The sequence below is a fragment of the Streptomyces sp. NBC_00846 genome (assembly GCF_045207325.1).
Taxonomy (GTDB): Bacteria; Actinomycetota; Actinomycetes; order Streptomycetales; family Streptomycetaceae; genus Streptomyces.
Genome location: NZ_CP108846.1, coordinates 2,781,078 through 2,801,971 on the forward strand (window position 1 = coordinate 2,781,078; position 20,894 = coordinate 2,801,971).

A 20,894-nucleotide genomic window follows, 5' to 3' on the forward strand; every position below is an offset into this window, starting at 1 on the left:
ATCACCGTGCGGGATGCGGATGCCGTTACGCGGGGCGGCGGGCCTCGTCGACGAGGAGGACGGGGATGCCGTCCCGTACCGGGTAGGCGAGGCCGCAGTCCTTGCCGGTGCAGACGAGTTCGGGGCTGTCGGCCGCCGACCGGTCGTCGAGCGGAGAGTGGCAGGCCGGGCAGGCGAGGATCTCCAGAAGGCCGGCTTCAAGCGGCATGGGGTGAGTCCCTTCAAGCATTCGGACGAGCGGTTCGGGTTCACGCGGATCGGGCGACGTCAGCCTACCGCCGGGGTACGGGGGGCGCGGCCGGGGCGGGGGGTGGGGCCGGGGCCGGGGCGGGCCTGCCCCCTACCCGTCCCTTCCTGAAACCGGGGCGCTGCCCCGGACTCCGCGCCTCGAACGCCGGCGAGGCGGAGAAATGTCCTACGAGGCCCGGACCAGGGTCAGTACCTCGTCCCGTACCGCCGTCATCATCCGTTCGTCACGGGCCTCGACGTTCAGGCGGAGCAGGGGTTCCGTGTTGGAGGCGCGCAGGTTGAACCACCAGTCCGGGGTCGTGACGGTCAGGCCGTCGAGGTCGTCGGTCGTGACTCCGTCCCGGGTCGCGAAGGCGTCGCGTACCGCTGCCGTGCGGCCCGCCTGGTCGGTGACCGTGGAGTTGATCTCGCCGGATCCGGTGTAGCGGTCGTACTGTGCGACCAGTTCCGACAGCGTGCCCGGCTGGCCCCCCAGCGCGGCCAGGACGTGGAGCGCGGCGAGCATGCCCGTATCGGCGTTCCAGAAATCGCGGAAGTAGTAGTGCGCGGAGTGTTCACCGCCGAAGATCGCGCCGTGCCCGGCCATCTCCGCCTTGATGAAGGAGTGGCCCACGCGGGTACGGACCGGGGTGCCGCCGTTCTCGCGGACGACCTCGGGGACCGTGAGGGAGGTGATCAGGTTGTGGATGACGGTGCCCTTGCCGCCGTTGCGGGCGAGTTCCCGGGCCGCGACCAGGGCGGTGATCGCGGACGGTGAGACGCCCGCGCCGCGTTCGTCCACGACGAAACAGCGGTCGGCGTCGCCGTCGAAGGCGAGGCCCAGGTCGGCGCCCTCGGCCACGACGCGGGCCTGGAGGTCGACGAGGTTCTTCGGGTCGAGCGGGTTGGCCTCGTGGTTGGGGAACGTGCCGTCCAGCTCGAAGTACATCGGTACGAGGTCGACGGGAAGGTCCGCGAAGACCGTCGGGACGGTGTGGCCGCCCATGCCGTTGCCCGCGTCGACGACGACCTTCAGCGGGCGGATCGACGCGAGGTCCACCAGCGACAGCAGGTACGCGGCGTAGTCGGTGAGCGTTTCGCGCCGGGTGACGGCGCCGCGGGCGGCCGCCGGTCGCGGCACGCCGGTCTCGGACCACTTCTCGACCAGGGCGCGGATCTCCGAGAGACCGGTGTCCTGGCCCACGGGTGCGGCGCCCGCCCGGCAGAGCTTGATGCCGTTGTACTGCGCCGGGTTGTGCGAGGCGGTGAACATCGCGCCGGGAAGCCCCAGGCTGCCGGAGGCGAAGTACAGCTGGTCGGTCGAGCAGAGGCCGATCAGTGCGACGTCCGCGCCGCGCGCCGCCGCGCCGCGCGCGAAGGCTCCCGAGAGGCCGGGCGACGAGGGCCGCATGTCGTGGCCGATCACGACCGCGTCCGCGCCCGTGACCTCGACGAATGCCGCCCCGAACTGTTCGGCCAGCAATTCGTCCCACTGGTCGGGGACCACCCCGCGTACGTCGTACGCCTTGACGATCTGCGACAGATCAGCAGCCACGGGCCGGTCCTCCTGAGATTTCTTCGGACCGCCCAAACTACCCCGCGGCGGTTCGGGCGGACCGCAGGGTCTTCAGGTGGTGCGATACAGCGCGGACGCGGGATGGGGTGCCGTGCCGCTCAGAGCAGCATCCAGGCCGGCGCCGCCGTGCTCTGTGCCAGCACGATCAGGCACATCACCAACAGCGGTCCCAGGCTCCAGGGCAGTACCTTGCGCAACAGGTCGCCCTCCCGTCCGGCCAGACCGGTACACCCGCAGGGCGTTGACGACGGATTCCGTGATGCGGAAAGCCGTTTCTCGCGGGTGAGGAAATAGCTGTGTCCACGACACGTTCAGGTCAGTGAATCCGAGGGGCCGCACGCGGGGCGTGCCGTCCGGCACGCCGCACTCAGGAGTCCGGTGAGCGCAGCACCCGCAGATGCCCGCGGCGCGCGACCTCCATCGGATCCGCGGCCTGCGGGCCACCACCGTTCCTGCCGTCGCCGCCGCGGTCGTGCGGCCGCGCCGCTTCCCGTACGGCGTTGGCGAGCGCTTCGAGATCGTCACCGCTGGGACGGGTGGGGGCGGAGGGGTCGGAGAGCCTGACGACTTCCCAGCCACGTGGCGCGGTCAGCCGCTCACTGTGCTCGGCACAGAGGTCGTAGCAGTGGGGCTCGGCGTAGGTGGCGAGCGGGCCGAGGACCGCAGTCGAGTCGGCATAGACGTACGTCAGTGTCGCGACGGCAGGGCGGCCGCACGCGGTGCGCGAACAGCGACGTACAGGGCTCACGATGTTGGACGGTACCGCACTCTTGAGCGGGCTGCGACGACTCTCCCTCAGGTCACCCCACCGTGTCGCCCTGCGACCTCCGGCCCGACGGGCTTCCGGGCAGCCCTCCTGACCTGCGCAGGGGAACAGAAGCGCAGGTCGTACCGGCAACGAATCCGGTCACCACTTGGCACAAAAGCTGTCATTCACCAAGAGTTCAACGGTCAGGAGCGGGGCCTGAAACGGGCTCCGGCCTGGCCGGATTGTTCAGGATTGGACATGTCGACGCCCTGTCAGGGAGCGGCGATCCGCTCGCCCGGCGGAGAGTTACCCTGCGTCAGTGATGGACAGTCCCGTACCGCCCCACCCGTCCGAGCCGCGCCCGCGCCGTCGTGACCGCCATGGCCGCGGCATGCGCGGGCCCGTCGCCCCGCCCCAGGTGCCGCTCTCGGCCAGCAGGGCGGAGAACTTCCGTGATCTCGTGCAGGACTCGGTGGAGCGGCTGGAGCGGCGCTGGCCGCAGCTGGCCGAGGTCGACTTCATGGTGCTCGATGTGCCGGGGACGCAGGAGGAGACTGTTCCGCTGGGGCGCGCGGTCTCCGCGAAGAAGGACCGGCCCGCACAGATCGTCATCTACCGGCGCCCCGTCGAGATCCGTACCAAGAACCGTGACGAGCGTGCCTTCCTGGTCCACGAGGTCGTGGTGGAGCAGGTCGCGGAGCTGCTCGGGCTGTCGCCGGAGTCGGTGGATCCGCGGTACGGGCAGGAGTAGGCCGGCGCCCGCCCGCCCGTACCGCCGGCTCAGTCGTCCAGGACCGACAGGTCCTGTTCGGCCGCGGGTACCTCGACCGTTCCGCCGTCGTACGGCAGGGTCTGCACGGTGAACATCTCGACGCCGTTCTGCGGGAGGCTGAGCGTGCGTGCGGCGTGGACCGGGCCGCCCGACTCCGTCCGGATCGTCAGCGCGTAGCCGCCCTTGAGCCCGGACGGTACGGGCGGGGTCACCGCGAGCGTCGTACCGCCCTTGACCGTGTACGTCTTGACGGTCTGTTCGCCGCCCCCGCTGCCCGCGGAGGCGATGACCTTCACGGTGGCGGTGGCGCCCGGCGCGGTGAGCGAGAGGGTCGATCCCTTGGCCCGGTTGTCGGCCGCGGTCGCCTGCGCGCCCACCGGACCGGTCGCCGGGATGTAGCCGACCTCCTGCCCGTCACCCTTGCCGCGGACCACGCGCAGCGCGGCCACCACCGGGGTGCCCTTTCCGCCCTCGGCCGGGGTCAGCAGCAGGGAGCCGGCTTCGCCCCTGGTGATGTCCTTCAGGTCGACGCCCGCAGTCATCCTCGACTTGACGTGGATCTCCTCGTGCCCGGCCGGGGAGATCGCGCCGTTCTTGCCGAGAAGTTTCACCTTCAGATCGGCGTCGTCGTCGCCGGGCGCGAAGGCCACCAGACGGACCGAGGTGGCGTCCGCCGGAATGCCGGGGAGCACCAGGGTGCCCGCCGGGTCGGCCGAGGCGGCCAGCCAGTCGCTGCCCGTCGCGTCGTCCGCGGTCCTGACGACCGCGCCGACACGTCCGGTACGGGTGGTGACGTGAACGGTCACGTCCTCGGCCGCCTCGCTGGTCAGCGTGGAGATCAGGACCGGGACGCTGGACCTGGCCGGCACCGTGATGCCCTCGCCGACGTCGGACTTGAGGGTGCCGTCCGGGCCGTACAGCTCGATGTCGGCGACGGCCGCGCTGTCGTCCGGGTTCGTGAGGTGGACGTAGTCCTCGCGGGACTTCGCGGTGCTCGCGGCCGGGAACCAGAAGTTCGTGCCGGGCCCGGTGCAGCTGACGCCGAGCAGACCGCGGGAGCCGCCCGCCTCGACCACGGTGGTCTGCTGGGTGGTCCAGCCGGGAGCCAGACGTCCGGTGGCGGTGCCGATGAGCGCGGGGGCGTCGGCACCGGACGCCTCGGCGGTGGCCGGTTTGCCGGGCTCCTTGAGAGAGACGACCGGCTTTTCGGGATCCGCCTTCTTCTTGCCCTTCTGGTCCTTTTTCCCGTCCTCGTCGGCGGTGGCGGACGTGGACTGCTTCAGTTCGGCTGCCCCGGCCTCGCCGCCGCTGCCACCCGCCGGGGCGAAGGACGTGTACGTCGTCTCCGCGAGGTCCGAGAGGCCGGGCGCCGGGCAGAGCAGGCTGGACCGTTCCACCGGCAGCCGGGTGGCGGCCCTCGCCTCCGTCATGCCCCCGTCGCCGGGCGCGGTGAGCGCGGCGAATCCGGTGACGGCGGCGAGGGCTGCGGCGCCCGCGATGAGGGACAGGCTGGTGGACTTCACTCGGACTCGCCTCGCGATGCATTACCGGTCGGCCACGGGTGCTGGCCCGGGGCGGGGTTCTCGTCGGGGTTCTGCGGGTCGTACGGGCCCTGCCCGCCGTAGCCGGCCTGGGGGTCGTAGGAAGCCTGCGGGTCGTACTGCGGGACCTGCGGGGCGTACTGGGCCTGTGGGTCGTACTGCTGCTGTTGCTGCTGGGCGTAGCCGTACGGGTCGTAGGCGTTCTGCTGGTACGGGTCCGCGGCGGCCTGGTGCTCGTGCTGCGTGCCGTACTGGCCGTCCTCGTACTGCTGCTCGCCCTGGTACTGCTGGTAGTCGGCACCCTGGTACTGCTGCGCGTCCCATTCGCCGTACTGCTGCTGCGGCACCGCCGCGTACTGACCGCTGTCGGCCTGCGGAGCGAAGACGTCCTGGTCGTCGCTCTGCTGCGCATCCGGCTGCGGCTGCGAAGAGAGCTGCGGCTCGGTGGTCTGCTGGGCGGGGATGTACTGGCCCGCCTCGTCCGGTACCTCCTCGGCGCTCCCGCTCCCGGCCTGCTCCGACTCCGCTTCCGCCTGGGCGGCCGCGCGGAGCCTGCGTGCCCGGCGTCCCTCGCCCGCGACCGGCTCCACGGGGACCGTCACGGCCTCCTCGGGCAGGTCGTCGTCGATCTCCCGGCGGCGGCCCGGCAGGGCGAGGACCAGCAGGACCACGGCCAGCGCGCTCTGGGCCCAGATCCAGGCCGTGTGGGTGAGCGGGGCGTCGTACGTGAGGTCCAGCGTGCCGCCCTCGGCGGGGAGCTCGAAGGCCTGGGCCCAGCCGTCGACCGTCTTACGGGTCAGTGCCCGGCCGTTCAGCGTGGCCTGCCAGCCGGGGTCGGCGGCGTCCGCGATCCGCAGCACCCGGCCGGAACCGCCCGCCGGGATCTTGGTGTGCGCCTCGACGGGGAGTGCGCCCACGGGCAGCGGTTCGGCGTCGGCGCCGGACGGGACGATCATGACGCGGGCGACCTGCCGGTCGACCCGCCACAGCGCGCTGCCGTCCAGCTGGCTCAGCCTGCTCAGGCCCGGGGTCGCGTCGAGAACCCGGCTCATCTCCTTCGGAGCGCCGTCCCGTACCAGTACGTAACGGATCGCGAAGCCGCTGAGCTGGCTGCCCTGGTCGGCGCCGGAGCCCGCGACCAGGTTGGCGACGACCTTGTCGAGGTGGCTGTTGCCGCCGCCCGCCTCGGCCAGTTCGGCGTCGCCGAGCCGCGCGCCGGAGCCGCGTACCAGGGTGTACGAGACGGCGGCGGGCGAAGTGCCGCCCAGGACCAGGGTGCGCGGCTGGTCGCGGGTGGCGCTCTCCTCCGCGACGAACGCCGGCACCTGCACCGGATCGCGGCGCTGCAGCGGGCCCGCGGCGCCGCCGATCATCCAGCCGACGGCGGCCAGCGCCGGGGCGAGGCCCGCGGCGAGGGCGATCAGCGCGGCGACGGGCTGGCGCCAGCCGAAGCTGAGCTCGGCGACGCGTACCCGCGCGCCGTCCGCGCCCACCAGCGCGGCGGCGATCAGCGCGATGCCGTAGACGAGGGTGGCGGGGCCCGCCCAGCCCGAGCCGTTGGCGAGCACGGCGAAGACCAGCGCCACGAGCGCGACAGCCCACGCGGTGCGCACCGCGAACTGCCGTTCCCCGCGCAGCAGCGCGGCCAGCGCGGCGAACACGATGCCGAGCAGCAGCACGCTGCCCGCGGCCTTGGGGCCGCCGGGGCTGATGCCGAGCAGATCGAGCGCCGAGGCCGTGCCCGTACCGATGTCCAGGCCGGCCTCCTTCAGGAAGTCGGAGGGGCTGCCGAGGAGCGAGAGCGACCAGGGCGCGAGGACGAGCAGCGGCGTGCCGATCGCGGCGAGGAAGCGGAGCCCGTACGCGACGATGTCGTCGCGGCGCAGTGCGAGCACACCGATGCCGAGGATCACCGCGAGCGGCCAGACGATGGGCGTGAACGCCATCGCGAAGGTGAGGAGCAGGGTGTACGCCCAGGTGGCGCGCCAGCTGCCGCGGGCGTCGCCGCCGGCCCGCATGCCGTGCGCGGAGACGGCGGCGCGGGCGATCAGCGGGAGCAGGACGGCCAGGACCGCGGTGCCGAGGCGGCCGGTCGCCAGTGCGCCGGTCGCCGCCGGCAGGAAGGCGTACGCGATGCTCGCCCAGGCCCGCAGCAGCCTTGATTCGAGCAGCGGCCTGGACACGAAGTACGCGGTCAGTCCGGCGAGCGGGACCGAGCAGACCAGCAGCAGCGTGAGCGCGAGGCCGGTCGAGCCGAGGAACAGCGCCGACAGCGCCGAGATGATGGCGAGATAGGGCGGCGCGGTCTGCGTGCCGCCGGTGCCGACCGGGTGCCAGCCGTCCGCGTACGTGCCCCACAGTGTGGAGACGTCGGCGGGCGCGGGCAGCAGCGCGCCGCCCGCGAGCGCTCCGCCGCCGAGCAGGCCGCGGCAGGCGATGAGCGAGACGAACAGCAGGACGGCGAAGAGCACCGGGCCCGGCTTCCGCCCGATCCGCTTCAGCCGCGCGAACTGCTCGATCTCCAGGAAGTCGGCGTCGTCACCGCCGGGACCGGACTCCACGGCGCCGTGCCGCGAGCCGCCCGCGTCGGCGTCGGAGCCGCTGCCGAAGTTTCCGGCGACCTGCTCGACGGTGGCACGGACGGTGGCACCGGGCGGCGGGAAGAGACCACGTAGTTCGGTCTGGTCGACGGCGCCCCTGCCGCGGCTGCGCCGGGCCGCGAGGATCCGTCCGGGGCGCAGCAGGGTGCCGAAGAGCCCGGCGACTTCGTCGAGGGCCTGGCCGGGCACCTTGCCGACGAGATAGGCGAGGGTACGCAGCAGTGTCCCGACGACGAGCCGGAGCATCACCCACGGCAGGGCCTTGGCGCGTGCGTTGACCAGCATCGTGTAGACGGCGCCGGCCTTGTCGACGCGGTGCGGGGAGGCGACGGAGCGTCCCGCGCAGTCGATGGGCCGGCGCTCGCGGGCGGAGGCCTCGGCATGTCTGAGGACGGCGTCGGGGGCGACGAGCACCCGGTGTCCCGCGGTGTGGGCGCGCCAGCACAGGTCGACGTCGTCACGCATCAGCGGGAGCCTGCGGTCGAACCCGCCGAGCTCCTCCCAGATGTCACGGCGGATCAGCATGCCCGCGGTGGAGACGGAGAGCACGGTACGGACCTGGTCGTGCTGGCCCTGGTCCTGCTCGCGCCGGTCGAGTCCGGTCCAGCGGCGGCCGCTGTTGGCGATGGAGACGCCGACTTCGAGCAGCTGCCTGCGGTCGTACCAGCCGCGGAGTTTGGGGCCGACGATCGCGGCGTGCGGGTCGTTGTCGACGACGCGCAGCAACTCGGCGAGCGCGTCGGGCTCGGGTGCGCAGTCGTCGTGGAGCAGCCAGAGCCACTGCACCGGTTCGCCGTGCGGCAGTTCGGGCAGGTCGTACGCGTCGTCGCGCCAGGTCCTGCTGACGGGGTCCCAGCTGTTGGGGCGCTTCAGGTACGGCAGGTCCTCCGAGCTGAGGACACCGGCCGTGCGGGTCGCCTCGTCGACGGCGGTGCCGAAGCTCGTACGGCGCGCGAGGTGCAGGACGCGTTCGGCGCCGAGCGCCTCGGTGACCAGCCGCGCGGAGTCGTCGGCGCTGCCGGTGTCGGCGGCGACGACGTTCTGTACGGGGCGTTCCTGCCCGAGCAGCCCGGCGAGCGCGTCGGGCAGCCAGCGTGCGCCGTCATGGGAGACGAGCACGGCGGTGACGACGTGCCGGGGGAACTCTGGGGCGGCGGCGGCCGCGTAGGGCGCCGTCGATTGGCTGTGCACGGACATCGAGGTACGGGCCCTCCGGCCGGGTCCGGGGGACGTCCCCCGGGGGCTGCATCGGTGTACACGCGCGCTCCGTCGGGGCGTTGGCGCGTCTCGGACGGATCCCCACACTAACGGTACGGATAACCGCGGTGGCGCCGAGCGGTTGAACGAGGGCTGCGATGGGGAGGGGCGGAGCGGCGGGACGGGCGACGGCGGACATGGCGATGGCCCGTCGCCTGCGGGCAGGATTGCGGGCGACGGGCCATGACCGGTCTCGGTTCGGTGCGCGGGTCGTGGGGATCCGGCGCACGGGTCGTGGTGATCCGATGCGCGGTGTTCTGTTGTCGCGGCGCTCGGCGGCGCCGGTTGCCGCGGCGGTCCGCCGTCAGACAGCGGCCTTCTTCAAGCGGCGCCGTTCACGTTCCGACAGGCCGCCCCAGATTCCGAACCGTTCATCATTGGAAAGCGCGTACTCAAGGCATTCGGAACGGACTTCACAGGCGAGACAGACCTTCTTGGCCTCGCGGGTGGATCCGCCCTTCTCAGGGAAGAAGGACTCGGGATCGGTCTGCGCGCACAGTGCGCGCTCCTGCCAGCCGAGTTCCTCGTCCGCGTCCTCGACCAGCAGTTGCTGGAACAGCTCGGTCATGTGCGCCCCTCGTCTGTCTCTTGCGTCCCCGTGATGCAGCCGTTACTGATTGCGGCCGAACGACACGAGTGAAATTACAAGTGTGTAGCTCCGGGCCAGTCAAGCGAAGATCTGCTATTGGCCCCGGTATTCACTCTGCGGAACCAAGGGTATGCGGAAAGTGTGCAAATAACCAAAAACCTGACATATGCCACCGTCTTCACCGCATCCCCTTCTCTCACTCAGTGAGACGACCGGGGCCATCGTCATGTTTCGATTCGATCACCGAAGCGATCAAGATCACAGTCGGGTCACAAGACCCCAATGACGTTTACGGACACGGCTGATGCGCCACATCTCCGCCGCCGCGACCACACAAACCTTTCCCCGTCGCCAGTAACTGGATGAGGTGAAACATTACCCCCCAAATCGGGCATTGGGTTGACAGTGTCGGGTCGAGCCGGTCTCCTTGACTTCATGCCAGCGACCGCAGCGATGTACGCCACCCACGTCCGTGGGTTCCGTACTGCTGTCCAGGCCCGCTGTTGCTGTTCCAGCTGTCGTAGCTGTTGACGCCGTAGAGCACCGGCTCCGGTCCGGTCCGGTTTCCAGCTCCTCTTGCGCAGAGCTTCCTCACCGAGTGACTCCGTAGGGTTTTCTCTCGCGTTTTCGTGGCTCTCAGGTATCCCTGACACCCCGCACATGCACCCCCCATGCCGAGGAACCACCGCTTCCATGAACAGCGACAGCGACCTTCAGATCGCCGGCGACATCCTTGAGGTCCAGCACCTCCTCCAGCCGGCCCGCGAGCACCCTTCCACCGTGGCCGAGTTCGTCGGGCTCGCCCGCGCCATCGCCGCCGACCGCGCGCAGTGGGCGCCGCTCGTGCGGTACGACACCACCAGCCGCTGGTACCACCGGCTGCGCACCGTTCCCCAGGCTCTCGGCTCCGCTGCGGGGCAGACCCCACTCGGTTACGAGGTGTGGCTGCTCAGCTGGGTGCCCGGCCAGGGCAGCGGACGCCACGACCACGGCCCGTCCTCCGGCGTACTGACCGTCCTGGACGGCCGGTTGACCGAGCACACCGAACGCGGCACGCGGACACTGGCCCCCGGCGCGCAGCGCGTCTTCGCACCCGGCTACGTGCACGAAGTGGTCAACGACTCCATCGAACCGGCCGTCAGTCTGCACATCTACTACCCGGGTCTGACCGAGATGCCGATGCACGCGGCTCAATGCGCCCCGGCGACCGTGGATGTCGTACCCGCCTGACAAACTGCTGTGCATGCGCATTGTGGTTCTGGCCGGCGGTATCGGTGGTGCTCGTTTTCTGCGTGGCCTCAAGCAGGCCGCGCCCGACGCGGACATCACGGTGATCGGCAATACCGGTGACGACATCCATCTGTTCGGGCTGAAGGTCTGCCCCGACCTCGACACCGTGATGTACACCCTCGGCGGTGGCATCAACGAGGAGCAGGGCTGGGGGCGTACGGACGAGAGCTTCCACGTCAAGGAGGAGCTCGCGGCGTACGGCGTGGGGCCCGAGTGGTTCGGGCTCGGCGACCGCGACTTCGCGACGCACATCGTCCGCACACAGATGCTGGGCGCGGGCTATCCGCTGAGCGCCGTCACGGAGGCGCTCTGCGCGCGTTGGAAGCCGGGGGTCCGGTTGCTGCCGATGTCCGACGACCGGGTCGAGACGCATGTCGCGGTCGACTTGGACGGCGAGCGCAGAGCGATCCACTTCCAGGAGTACTGGGTGAAGCTGCGCGCCTCGGTCGAGGCGCAGGCGGTCGTGCCGGTCGGTGCCGAGCAGGCCAAGCCGGCGCCGGGCGTGCTGGAGGCCATCGCCGAGGCCGATGTCATCCTCTTCCCGCCGTCCAACCCCGTCGTGTCGGTGGGGACGATCCTCGCCGTGCCCGGAATCCGGGAGGCGATCGCCGAGGCCGGGGTGCCGGTCGTCGGCCTCTCCCCCATCGTCGGGGACGCGCCCGTGCGCGGGATGGCGGACAAGGTGCTCGCCGCGGTGGGCGTGGAGTCGACGGCGTCGGCCGTGGCCCGGCACTACGGCTCCGGGCTGCTCGACGGGTGGCTCGTCGACACGGTGGACGCCGGGGCGGTCGACGAGGTGGAGGCCGCGGGCATCCGGTGCCGTTCCGTGCCGCTGATGATGACCGATGCCGACACGACGGCAGAGATGGCGCGACAGGCGTTGGTGCTGGCCGAGGAGGTACGGGCGTGAGTGCCGAGGCCTCCGGTGGGACGCCCTCGTACCGGGTCTGGGCGCTGCCCGGGATGCCCGAGGTGCGGGCCGGGGACGATCTGGCGAAACTGATCGCCGCCACCGGCCCGGGGCTGGTCGACGGTGACGTCCTGCTGGTCACGTCGAAGATCGTCTCCAAGGCGGAGGGCCGGATCGTCGAGGCCACCGACCGGGAAGCGGCGATCGATGCCGAGACGGTACGGGTGGTGGCCCGGCGCGGCACGCTGCGGATCGTCGAGAACCGGCAGGGTCTCGTCATGGCCGCGGCCGGGGTCGACGCCTCGAACACCCCTGCCGGAACGGTGCTGTTGCTGCCCGAGGATCCGGACGCCTCGGCGCGTGCCATCCGGGACGGGCTGCGGGACACCCTCGGCGTCGAGGTCGGGGTCGTCGTCACGGACACCTTCGGACGGCCGTGGCGCAACGGGCTGACCGATGTCGCGATCGGGGCGGCCGGGGTCCTGGTGCTGGACGATCTGCGGGGCGGTACGGACGCGCACGGTAATCCGCTGAGCGCGACCGTGGTCGCCACCGCCGATGAGCTGGCCTCGGCCGGTGATCTGGTCAAGGGCAAGGCTTCGGGGCTGCCGGTCGCGGTGGTGCGGGGGCTCGGCCATGTCGTGGACCCGACGGATGCCGCGGGCGGGGCCCGGGCGATGGTGCGGGTCGCTGCCGATGACATGTTCCGGCTCGGTACGTCCGAGGCGGTACGGGAGGCGGTGACCCTGCGGCGTACGGTGCGCGAGTTCACCGAGGATCCGGTGGACCCGGGAGCGGTGCGGCGGGCCGTGGCCGCGGCGGTGACGGCACCGGCGCCGCATCACACGACGCCGTGGCGGTTCGTGCTCCTGGAGTCCGAGGGGGCGCGGACCCGGCTGCTCGACGCGATGCGGGACGCGTGGATCGCGGATCTGCGCCGGGACGGCCGCGGCGAGGAGTCGATCGCGAGGCGGGTACGGCGGGGCGATGTACTGCGCCGGGCGCCGTATCTGGTGGTGCCGTGCCTGGTGATGGACGGCTCCCACACGTACGGGGACGAGCGGCGGGACACGGCGGAGCGCGAGATGTTCGTGGTCGCCGCGGGGGCCGGCATCCAGAACTTCCTGGTGGCGCTGGCGGGCGAACGGCTCGGCTCGGCGTGGGTGTCGTCGACGATGTTCTGCCGCGATGTGGTGCGGGAGGTGCTGGAACTGCCCGAGTCGTGGGACCCCTTGGGGGCGGTCGCGGTGGGGCATCCGGCGGTGGCGCCCGCGGCGCGGGCGGCGCGGGGTGCGGAGGAGTTCGTCACGGTGCGGTGAAGCGGGGCGGGGCTGCCTCCCCCGCTACAGGCGGGCGATGTCGCCTCTGGTCATGCGTGGGGCTCGGCGGGGTGGGGTGCGGCCCGAGAGCAGGATGAGGCGGGTCGCCCGGTGGCGTTGGCCCTCGTAGGGGGTGAGGAGGGCCAGCATTTCCTCGTCGTCGGCGTCTCTGTTGCCCGCCAGGGCGTGGCCGACGATGCCGGGGAGATGGAGATCGCCGACCGTGACCGCGTCCGCCGCGCCGTTCGAGCGCTGGAGGGTCTCGGCCGAGGTCCAGGGGCCGATGCCGGGAATCAGTTCCAGCCGGGCCATGGCCTCGGGGAGCTCCATGGCGGCCGCCTCCTCCAGCCGGCGGGCCACCCGTACCGCGCGCAGGATCGTGGCGGAGCGCTTGGCGTCGACGCCTGCGCGGTGCCATTCCCAGGACGGGATCAGTGACCAGGTGCGGGGATCCGGCATGACGTACAGGCCGAGGGCGGTGAACGCGGCATCGTCGGCGGGCCCGGGTGCCGGGGTGCCGTGGGTGCGGACCAGGTGGCGCCAGGCGCGGTAGGCCTCGTCCGTGGTGACCTTCTGTTCGAGGATCGACGGGATCAGGGACTCCATGACCAGACCGGTGCGCAGCAGGCGCAGGCCGGGGCGGCTGTGCCGGGTCAGCGCGAGCAGCCGGTGGCGCGGCCGGAAGGCGTCCGGGTCGTCCGCCGCGCCGAGCAGTGTCGGCAGCTGGTCCAGCAGCCAGGGCGCGCCCGGCCCCCAGGCTGCCGCTTCGATCCGGCCGCCCCGGGCCGTGAGCCGGAGGGTGCCGGGGCCCGCGGGCGTGCGGCCGGTCCGCCAGACCGTGCCGTCCCGGGTCATCCGGTAGGTGGGGTCGGCGGGGCCGCGGCGCAGCGGGCCGAGGACCAGGCGCAGGTCGAGCGGGCCGGGCGGGGTCCAGTCGCGGGACAGCGCGTCCGTCGCCGGAGCCGCCGCCTGGTGCGGGACGGTCGCGCGAGGGGCGCTGCGGGGTGCGAATCGTCCTGCCACGATGAGGTCCTCGGTCGTCGGGGGTGCCTGTCGAGGGTAAGCGCAGTGGCGGGTGCCCGGGTGACCGGTTGTTCGTCCTACTCGTCGGACGAGAAGCGCACCGACGCGTCCGGCAGGATCGCCCCGCACCAGACACGGACGCCGGCGCGCAGTTCGTTGTCGGCGCCGACTCGCGCCCCGTCCCCGATGACCGCTCCCTCGACCACCGTACGCCTGCCGATCCTGGCACCGGCCCCGACCAGCGAGTCCGTGACCACGGCGCCCGGTTCGACGACCGCGCCGGCCAGTACCGCGGAGCCGTCGATCCGGGCGCCCTCGCCGATCCGGGCGCCCTCGCCGATGACCGTACCGCCAATGAGTTTGGCGTCGGCGGCCACCGAGGCCGTCGGCAGGACGAGCCGGTCGCCGCACCGGCCGGGGACGGCCGGGGACGGGGCGTGGCCCAGGACCAGGTCGGCGGAGCCGCGTACGAAGGCCTGCGGGGTACCGAGGTCCAGCCAGTACGTGGAGTCGACCATGCCCTGGAGGTGTGCGCCGGAGGCGAGCAGTCCGGGGAAGGTCTCGCGCTCGACGGAGACCGGGCGGCCGACCGGAATGGTGTCGATGACCGACCGGCGGAAGATGTACGCCCCCGCGTTGATCTGGTCGGTGACGATCTCCTCGGGCGTCTCGGGCTTCTCCAGGAACGCGGTGACCCTGCCGGTGCCGTCCGTCGGCACGAGTCCGAAGGCGCGCGGGTCCTCGACCCGGGTGAGATGGAGGGAGACATCCGCTCCGGAAGCGGTGTGCGAGGCGGCCAGCGCCCGGATGTCGAGGCCGGTGAGGATGTCGCCGTTGAAGACGAGCACCGGTTCGTCGGGGCCCGAGGCTAGCCGGGACGCGACGTTGCGCATCGCGCCGCCGGTACCGAGCGGTTCGCGTTCGGTGACGTACTCGATGTGGAGACCGAGCGACGAACCGTCCCCGAAGTACGGTTCGAAGACCTCCGCCAGATACGACGTCGCGAGCACGATGTGCTCGACCCCGGCGGCCCGGGCCCGTGCCAACTGGTGCGTGAGGAACGGGACGCCCGCTGCCGGAACCATGGGCTTCGGGGTGTGCACCGTGAGCGGGCGCAACCTCGTTCCCTTGCCGCCGACCAGGAGGATCGCTTCTCTTGCCTCTGTCACAGCGCTGACTCTGCTTCCTGGTGGGGCCTGGTCCGGTTTCGGCTGGCCAGTGTATGCAGACCGGTTCGGTCCTACCCGGTCAGCGGCCCTGCAGCTGGGCCGAGGTGGTCCGGGCCGAGCCGAGCTTCTTGTAGAGACGCGTTCCGGGGCATTCGGTTGCGAAACCGTCCCGGTGGCCGGAGATGACGTTGAGTTCGGCCTTCGTCCCCTTCTTGAACTTGTTCCCGCCGCCGGAGACGAGCGTGACCTTGCCCCGCGGGTCGGCTCCGAACAGGCCGAGCTTCCAGGCGGTGAGCTTCGCGACGGCGTTCACCGCTGCGGCGGGCGGGTTGGAGCTCGTGAAGGTGCCGAGCACGGCGATGCCCATGCTGTTGGTGTTGAAGCCGAGCGTGTGTGCTCCGAGAACGGGTTTCGTCACGCCTCCTGCCCGCCCTTCGTAGATGTTTCCGCACTTGTCGACGGCGAAGTTGTAGCCGATGTCGCGCCAGCCGCTGCTCTTGACGTGGTAGCGGTAGATGCCGCGCACGACCGCGGGCGCCTGGGAGCACGTGTAGCTGTTGCCCGTGGCGCTGTGGTGGATGAACGCGGCCTTGACGCTCTTGGTGTACACGAAGGCGCGCTCCCGGAGCTTCTCGTCGGCGCCCCAGCCCTTGCGGGTGATGATGTGCGGGCGGGGCCCGATGTACGGCTGGGCGCCGGGCGCGAGTCCGGCCTCCGCCTCGCTGAGGGTCTCGGTCTCCTGCTTGCTCAGGGTGGGGAGCACGCTCGGTTCGTGCGGTGCGGTGCGCCCGTCGGCGTCGGGGATGTCGGCGGTGCCCCGGGCGTCCGCGGTGTCACCACTGTCACCGGCGTTTCCGGTGTCTGCCTCGGCGCCCGCTGCCGGTAGCTGCTGCGGGTCCTTTCCTGGGTCGACGAGTTCGAGGCGCAGGCCGGTGGGCAGCGGTACCGCGGGGGAAGTGCGGTCCTGCGGGTCGGAGGCCTCCGGGCGTACGCGGACGGCGACACCGTCCGATTCACCGACCCAGAGCGGGGCGGTGGAGCCGCGGACGGTGCCGGACTCGCGCTCGGCGGTCCCGGGGTCGGCGGCGTGCTCGGCGTTGTGCGTCTCCAGGTCCTGCCAGTCCGACCAGCGGGTGGTGCCGAGGGCACGGGTACGGACCTGGACGGTGCCGTGGAGCTCGGTGTCGATGTCGTTCCAGACGACGCCGGCCAGGGAGAACGGGCGGACCTCGCGTTCGGGCAGCCCTTGCTCGGCGGCCTCGGTGGTCCGGGTGGGCTCGTCGGCGCCCCGGCCGGGCGCATCCGGCAGGGACGACATCGGCAGGGACTGCGTCGAGCCCGGCACGCCGGAGGGCTCGACGGACTCGGCGGGGGTGGTGGAGGTGTCGGCGGCGGCGCCCGCGGGCACGGCCGACGGCAGTACGAGAACCGCCGCACAGGTGACACCGATCGAGGATGCAATGAAGGCACGCATACGAACAATCCTGTTCATATGCTGACAACTCCGGCTACCCGGGTATCTCCGAGCAATTGACGGCCCGTCTGTCCAACCGGTGTACCCAGCGCCCGTCCGCCCCGCCCGGCCCGGTGCCGCCGCGTACCCTTGCGCGGATGAACGCCACCGACCGCACCCCCGCCGACCTGCTGCGTTCCGCGCTCGCCACGGACCCGGCCCGCCCCTTGGTCACTTTCTACGACGACGCCACCGGAGAACGCGTCGAACTGTCGGTGGCCACCTTCGCCAATTGGGTGGCCAAGACCGCCAACCTCCTCCAGGGCGGCCTCGCCGCGGAACCCGGTGACCGGCTCGCCCTTCTGCTGCCCGCGCACTGGCAGTCCGCGGTGTGGCTGCTCGCCTGCTCCTCGGTCGGCGTGATCGCCGATGTGCAGGGCGACCCGGCCGGCGCCGACCTCGTCGTCAGCGGTCCGGACACGCTGGAGGCCGCGCGCGCCTGCCGCGGCGAGCGGGTCGCGCTGGCGCTGCGCCCGCTCGGCGGCAGGTTCCCGCAGACGCCGGAGGGTTTCGAGGACTACGCGGTCGAGGTGCCGAGCCAGGGCGACCGGTTCGCCCCGTTCGCCCCGGTGGACCCGGACGCTCCCGCGCTCGCGGTGGGCGGCGCCGAGCTGACCGCGGCGCAACTGGTGGCGCGGGCCCGCGAGGATGCGGCCGCCCTCGGCCTGACCACCGGGTCTCGGCTGCTGACGGGACGTACGTACGACACCTGGGAAGGCCTGAGCGCGGGGCTGTTCGCGCCGCTGGCCGCCGGGGCTTCCGTGGTCCTGTGCCGGCATCTGGGACAGCTGGACGAGGGCGGTCTCGCCAAGCGCGTCGAGAGTGAACGGGTCACCAACAGCACGGTATGACAAGCGCCCTGATGATCGCCCGTCCGGCCCACAGCGGGCCGAGCCCTCGGGGCTGCGCGTCAACTCCGGTACATCATCGGCGGTACAGACCACTCGGGACACAACCAAGCGTGAGGTTCAGCCGTCTACTCCTGCGACCGGCGGCCCAACGCGCCGCCGAACGTGAAGGATGGACGCAGACGTGAGCGAAAGCGCCGGCCCGCCGGACGGCTCCGACGACTCGGCCGCGGGCCAGCGCGCGTCGCAGGCCGGGGACGGCTCCGGTGCCGGCCCGGAGCCCCTCGCCGGACACAGGCACCACTGGCTTCGCTGGACCGCGCTCGGCGTCTCGCTGGTCGTCCTGGTCGCCGCGGGCGGTGGCTGGTGGCTGTACCGGAAGCTCGACGGCAACATCAGGACGGACACGTCCGCGGCGGCCGAACTCAAGGCGTACGAGCGGGAGCGGCCCGCCACCGTGGTACGCGACGCGGAGAACATCCTGCTCATCGGCTCCGACAGCCGGGCCGGCGACAACCGCGAGTACGGGCGTGACGACGGCGGCAGCCAGCGCTCCGACACCACGATCCTGCTGCACCTCGCCGCGGACCGGAAGAGTGTCACCGCGATGTCCCTGCCGCGCGACCTGATGGTGCAGATCCCGGTCTGCCACACAGCGGACGGCAAGGCCACGAAGGAACAATTCGCCCAGTTCAACTGGGCCTTCGAGTTCGGTGGCACCGCCTGTACGGTCCGTACGGTCGAGAAGCTGACCGGCGTCCGGATCGACCACCAGATGGTCGTCGACTTCAACGGCTTCAAGGACATGGTCGACGCCGTGGACGGTGTCGAGGTCTGCCTCAAGAAGCCGGTCGACGACCCCGACGCCCATCTGAAGCTCCCCGCCGGACGCCAGAAGCTCGACGGCGAGCAGGCACTGGGGTACGTACGGGCCCGCAAGTCCATCGGCAACGGCAGCGACACCGACCGGATGGACCGCCAGCAGCAGTTCCTGGGCGCGCTGGTCAACAAGGTGCAGAGCAACGGCGTGCTGCTCAACCCGACCCGTCTCTACCCGGTGCTGGACGCGGCCACCAAGGCGCTGACCACGGACCCGGGTCTGGACACCCTCAAGGACCTGTACGAGCTGGTGCGCGGTCTGCGCGAGGTACCGACCGACAAGGTGCAGTTCCTGACCGTGCCCCGGCAGCCGTACGCCGCCGACCCGAACCGGGACGAGCTCGTCCAGCCCGACGCGGACCGGCTCTTCAAGCAGCTGCGCGAGGACGCCCCGGTCGCCGTCGTCCCCGCGGACCGGCTCAAGAACGACAAGGGCGGTGCGGACGACAACGGGAAGAACAACGGGAAAGACAATGCCCCGGCCGATACACCAGGCGCCGCGGGCCCGAGTCCCACACCGACCTATTCGGGCAACAACGCGGCGGCGGACCTGTGTAAGCAGTAAAGCAATTCCCAAGCAGAAGCCGGTGATCGGCGTGTAATGAGCAGAATGACCAGTTGTAAGGACCGTGGAATTTGTCACGCTCGTCGCTCGACGCCGAACTGGGCCGATAGTGTGACGCGATCCGGCGCTGCCGGCCGACAGGCCGCGCACTTCTGGAGCGAAAGATCGAGCGCCTGATCGGGGAAGGCGCCTCGCGTGGCACCGACGGAGGACTCAAGCAACCGTGGATGCGCAAAGCCGTGGGCGGTCGGACGATATCGACCCCGCAGACCAGTGGGTCCTCAATCCGGACACCGGCGATTACGAACTGCGACTGAATAATTCCGGAGGGGATTCGGCCGGTGCTTCCCAGGCGCCGGGCCCGCGCATCCCGCGTCGCAGAGAGCCGGACGATGAAAGCAATGGCGGGCGCAGAAACACCTCCCGTGACGGCAGTGGTGAGCGCCGGGGGCAGTCCCGGCGTGACGGGCAGGAGTCCGGTCCGCGCCGCGACGTCCCGGCGCAGCGCGGGCGCCGTTCGGCCAATGGCCCGCGCGGTCAGGAGGGTTCCGGCCGCGGCGACACTGCTGGCCGCCGCAGCCGCAAGGCCCCCAAGGCGCGCCGCAAGAAGGCGCTGCTGTGGACGGGCGGCGTGACGGCCTTCGTACTCGTCGGCCTGTCGGTGGGCGTATACGCGCTCTACCAGCACTTCAACGGCAACCTGAACACCGTCGACATCGGCAGCGCCGGCAACAAGAACGTCATCACCGCCGACGCCCCGGTCAACATATTGATCATCGGGACCGACAAGCGCACCGGTAAGGGCAACGAGGGATACGGCGACAAAGGCAGCGTGGGCCATGCCGACACCAACATCCTCTTCCACGTCTCCAAGGACCGCACCAACGCGACGGCACTCAGCATCCCCCGCGACATGATCACCAACATCCCGGACTGCACCACCAAGCAGCCGGACGGCTCGGAGAAGGTCATTCCGGGGACGCAGAACATCCGCTTCAACGCCAGCCTCGGCCAGGACGGCCGCGACCCGGGCTGCACCATGCGGACGGTCGAGGAGATCACCGGCCTGCGACCGGACCACTTCATGATGTTCGACTTCAACGCGGTGAAGGAGCTGTCCACCGCGGTCGGCGGCGTCAAGATCTGTCTGGCCAAGCCGGTCAAGGACAAGGACTCGCACCTGGACCTGCCGGAGGGTGAGCACAAGATCCAGGGCGAGGACGCCCTGGCGTTCGTACGGACCCGGCACAGCTTCGGCAACGAGAGCGACCTGGACCGGATCAAGGTCCAGCAGCAGTTCATCGCCTCGATGATCCGGCAGATGCAGTCGGACGACACCCTGAGCAGCCCGACCAAACTGTTCAAGCTGGCGAACGCGGCGACGAGTGCGCTCACCGTGGACACCGGCATCGGTTCGCCGAAGAAGCTGGCCTCGCTGGCCCAGGAACTCGGCAAGGTCAACACCAAGAACATCACCTTCACGACGGTGCCGGTGCTGGACAACCCGGCCGAGAAGGTCCATGCCACCGTCGTGCTGGACGCGGCCAAGGCCGACCCGCTGTTCGCCATGATGCGCGAGGACACCTCGCTCACCGAGGTGAAGGCGCAGAAGAAGGCCGCGAAGAGCAAGCAGGACGCACTCCTCAAGGGCACCAAGGCCGCCGCGGCCGACGTACGGGTCGATGTGTACAACGGCGGCAAGGTCGCCGGTGCCGCGCAGACGACCGTCGCCTGGCTGCAGAACAACCAGGGCGTGCTCAAGTCCACGAACAAGGCCAACGCCCCGGCGAAGACCGACAAGACGACGCTGGAGTACGCACCGAACCAGGCGGACCAGGCCCGTGCGCTGGCCGCCATGATGGGCCTGCCCGGCTCGGCCCTGAAGCAGGGCACCACGGACGCCGAGGGGCTCCAGGCGATGGTGCTGACCCTGGGCGCCGACTTCAAGGGGGCGGGCATCCCCATCACGGGACCGGCGAAGGTGCCGGACGGCATTCAGCAGGCAAACGCCGACAAGGCAGAGTGCGCCAAGTGACACCAGGTCACTGCGCCAAACCACGAGTCTTA

Annotated in this window: 16 protein-coding genes; 7 read left to right on the forward strand and 9 right to left on the reverse strand. The window is 71.2% G+C overall.

From position 1 onward, the window contains the following. Positions 1-25: 25 nt before the first annotated feature. The 3 genes from OG936_RS12775 to OG936_RS12785 all read right to left on the reverse strand — a co-directional run bounded on the left by OG936_RS12775 (position 26) and on the right by OG936_RS12785 (position 2,552). Positions 26-208 carry a Trm112 family protein gene (locus OG936_RS12775; RefSeq protein ID WP_018552946.1) on the reverse strand — a complete coding sequence of 61 codons (183 nt, stop codon included), beginning with the start codon at positions 206-208 and terminating at the stop codon, positions 26-28. Positions 209-415: 207 nt separating this feature from the next. Continuing rightward, a complete protein-coding gene (locus tag OG936_RS12780; protein WP_406494667.1) occupies positions 416-1,783 on the reverse strand; it encodes a phosphomannomutase/phosphoglucomutase in 1,368 nt (455 codons plus the stop codon). 388 nt (positions 1,784-2,171) lie between these two features. Then, positions 2,172-2,552, reverse strand: a complete 381-nt coding sequence (locus OG936_RS12785) for a DUF3499 domain-containing protein (RefSeq protein WP_406494669.1) — start codon at positions 2,550-2,552, stop codon at positions 2,172-2,174. Between the two features lie 322 nt (positions 2,553-2,874). On the opposite strand from OG936_RS12785, the gene OG936_RS12790 reads away from it, so the two are divergent. Continuing rightward, a complete protein-coding gene (locus tag OG936_RS12790; protein WP_383757511.1) occupies positions 2,875-3,303 on the forward strand; it encodes a metallopeptidase family protein in 429 nt (142 codons plus the stop codon). Positions 3,304-3,332: 29 nt separating this feature from the next. On the opposite strand, the gene OG936_RS12795 is transcribed toward OG936_RS12790, so the two are convergent. The 3 genes from OG936_RS12795 to OG936_RS12805 form a co-directional block, all read right to left on the reverse strand. After that, a complete protein-coding gene (locus OG936_RS12795; protein WP_406494671.1) occupies positions 3,333-4,847 on the reverse strand; it encodes a DUF5719 family protein in 1,515 nt (504 codons plus the stop codon). After that, entirely contained in the window at positions 4,844-8,662 is a 3,819-nt protein-coding gene (locus tag OG936_RS12800; RefSeq protein WP_406494673.1) for a glycosyltransferase, read from the reverse strand. The genes OG936_RS12795 and OG936_RS12800 overlap by 4 nt, the downstream gene beginning before the upstream one ends. A gap of 364 nt (positions 8,663-9,026) precedes the next feature. Beyond that, positions 9,027-9,290 (reverse strand): WhiB family transcriptional regulator, encoded by a 264-nt coding sequence (locus tag OG936_RS12805; protein WP_030927001.1) that lies wholly within the window; start codon positions 9,288-9,290, stop codon positions 9,027-9,029. Positions 9,291-10,004: 714 nt separating this feature from the next. Here OG936_RS12805 and OG936_RS12810 point away from each other — a divergent pair. The 3 genes from OG936_RS12810 to OG936_RS12820 are packed head-to-tail and all read left to right on the forward strand — an operon-like array spanning position 10,005 to position 12,830. After that, the gene (locus OG936_RS12810) at positions 10,005-10,541 is read left to right on the forward strand and encodes a cupin domain-containing protein (RefSeq protein ID WP_406494675.1); all 537 of its coding nucleotides are present in this window, start codon (positions 10,005-10,007) and stop codon (positions 10,539-10,541) included. Between the two features lie 13 nt (positions 10,542-10,554). Next, positions 10,555-11,511, forward strand: a complete 957-nt coding sequence (gene cofD / locus OG936_RS12815) for a 2-phospho-L-lactate transferase (protein ID WP_266746552.1) — start codon at positions 10,555-10,557, stop codon at positions 11,509-11,511. Next, complete coding sequence (locus OG936_RS12820) at positions 11,508-12,830, forward strand: coenzyme F420-0:L-glutamate ligase (RefSeq protein WP_406494678.1); 1,323 nt, start codon at positions 11,508-11,510, stop codon at positions 12,828-12,830. The genes cofD and OG936_RS12820 overlap by 4 nt, the downstream gene beginning before the upstream one ends. Before the next feature lie 24 nt (positions 12,831-12,854). Here OG936_RS12820 and OG936_RS12825 read toward each other — a convergent pair whose 3' ends face one another. The 3 genes from OG936_RS12825 to OG936_RS12835 form a co-directional block, all read right to left on the reverse strand. Then, positions 12,855-13,853, reverse strand: coding sequence for a DNA-3-methyladenine glycosylase family protein (locus OG936_RS12825; protein WP_406494680.1), 999 nt, complete (start codon positions 13,851-13,853; stop codon positions 12,855-12,857). A gap of 77 nt (positions 13,854-13,930) precedes the next feature. Then, positions 13,931-15,022 carry a sugar phosphate nucleotidyltransferase gene (locus OG936_RS12830; RefSeq protein WP_406494682.1) on the reverse strand — a complete coding sequence of 364 codons (1,092 nt, stop codon included), beginning with the start codon at positions 15,020-15,022 and terminating at the stop codon, positions 13,931-13,933. Between the two features lie 79 nt (positions 15,023-15,101). After that, positions 15,102-16,496 carry a peptidoglycan recognition protein gene (locus OG936_RS12835; RefSeq protein ID WP_406494684.1) on the reverse strand — a complete coding sequence of 465 codons (1,395 nt, stop codon included), beginning with the start codon at positions 16,494-16,496 and terminating at the stop codon, positions 15,102-15,104. 137 nt (positions 16,497-16,633) lie between these two features. On the opposite strand from OG936_RS12835, the gene OG936_RS12840 reads away from it, so the two are divergent. The 3 genes from OG936_RS12840 to OG936_RS12850 all read left to right on the forward strand — a co-directional run bounded on the left by OG936_RS12840 (position 16,634) and on the right by OG936_RS12850 (position 20,862). Continuing rightward, positions 16,634-17,386, forward strand: a complete 753-nt coding sequence (locus OG936_RS12840) for a TIGR03089 family protein (protein ID WP_406494686.1) — start codon at positions 16,634-16,636, stop codon at positions 17,384-17,386. 169 nt (positions 17,387-17,555) lie between these two features. Then, the gene (locus tag OG936_RS12845; protein ID WP_406494687.1) at positions 17,556-18,827 is read left to right on the forward strand and encodes an LCP family protein; all 1,272 of its coding nucleotides are present in this window, start codon (positions 17,556-17,558) and stop codon (positions 18,825-18,827) included. 223 nt (positions 18,828-19,050) lie between these two features. After that, the gene (locus OG936_RS12850; protein ID WP_406494689.1) at positions 19,051-20,862 is read left to right on the forward strand and encodes an LCP family protein; all 1,812 of its coding nucleotides are present in this window, start codon (positions 19,051-19,053) and stop codon (positions 20,860-20,862) included. Positions 20,863-20,894: the final 32 nt, after the last annotated feature.

Bases quoted from the DNA above. Each gene is read 5' to 3' on its own strand.
- OG936_RS12775 (WP_018552946.1), bottom strand. From the start codon at position 208: ATGCCGCTTGAAGCCGGCCTTCTGGAGATCCTCGCCTGCCCGGCCTGC.
- OG936_RS12790 (WP_383757511.1), top strand. From the start codon at position 2,875: ATGGACAGTCCCGTACCGCCCCACCCGTCCGAGCCGCGCCCGCGCCGT.
- OG936_RS12800 (WP_406494673.1), bottom strand. From the start codon at position 8,662: ATGTCCGTGCACAGCCAATCGACGGCGCCCTACGCGGCCGCCGCCGCC.
- OG936_RS12805 (WP_030927001.1), bottom strand. From the start codon at position 9,290: ATGACCGAGCTGTTCCAGCAACTGCTGGTCGAGGACGCGGACGAGGAA.
- OG936_RS12810 (WP_406494675.1), top strand. From the start codon at position 10,005: ATGAACAGCGACAGCGACCTTCAGATCGCCGGCGACATCCTTGAGGTC.
- cofD (WP_266746552.1), top strand. From the start codon at position 10,555: ATGCGCATTGTGGTTCTGGCCGGCGGTATCGGTGGTGCTCGTTTTCTG.
- OG936_RS12835 (WP_406494684.1), bottom strand. From the start codon at position 16,496: ATGCGTGCCTTCATTGCATCCTCGATCGGTGTCACCTGTGCGGCGGTT.
- OG936_RS12840 (WP_406494686.1), top strand. From the start codon at position 16,634: ATGAACGCCACCGACCGCACCCCCGCCGACCTGCTGCGTTCCGCGCTC.
- OG936_RS12845 (WP_406494687.1), top strand. From the start codon at position 17,556: ATGGACGCAGACGTGAGCGAAAGCGCCGGCCCGCCGGACGGCTCCGAC.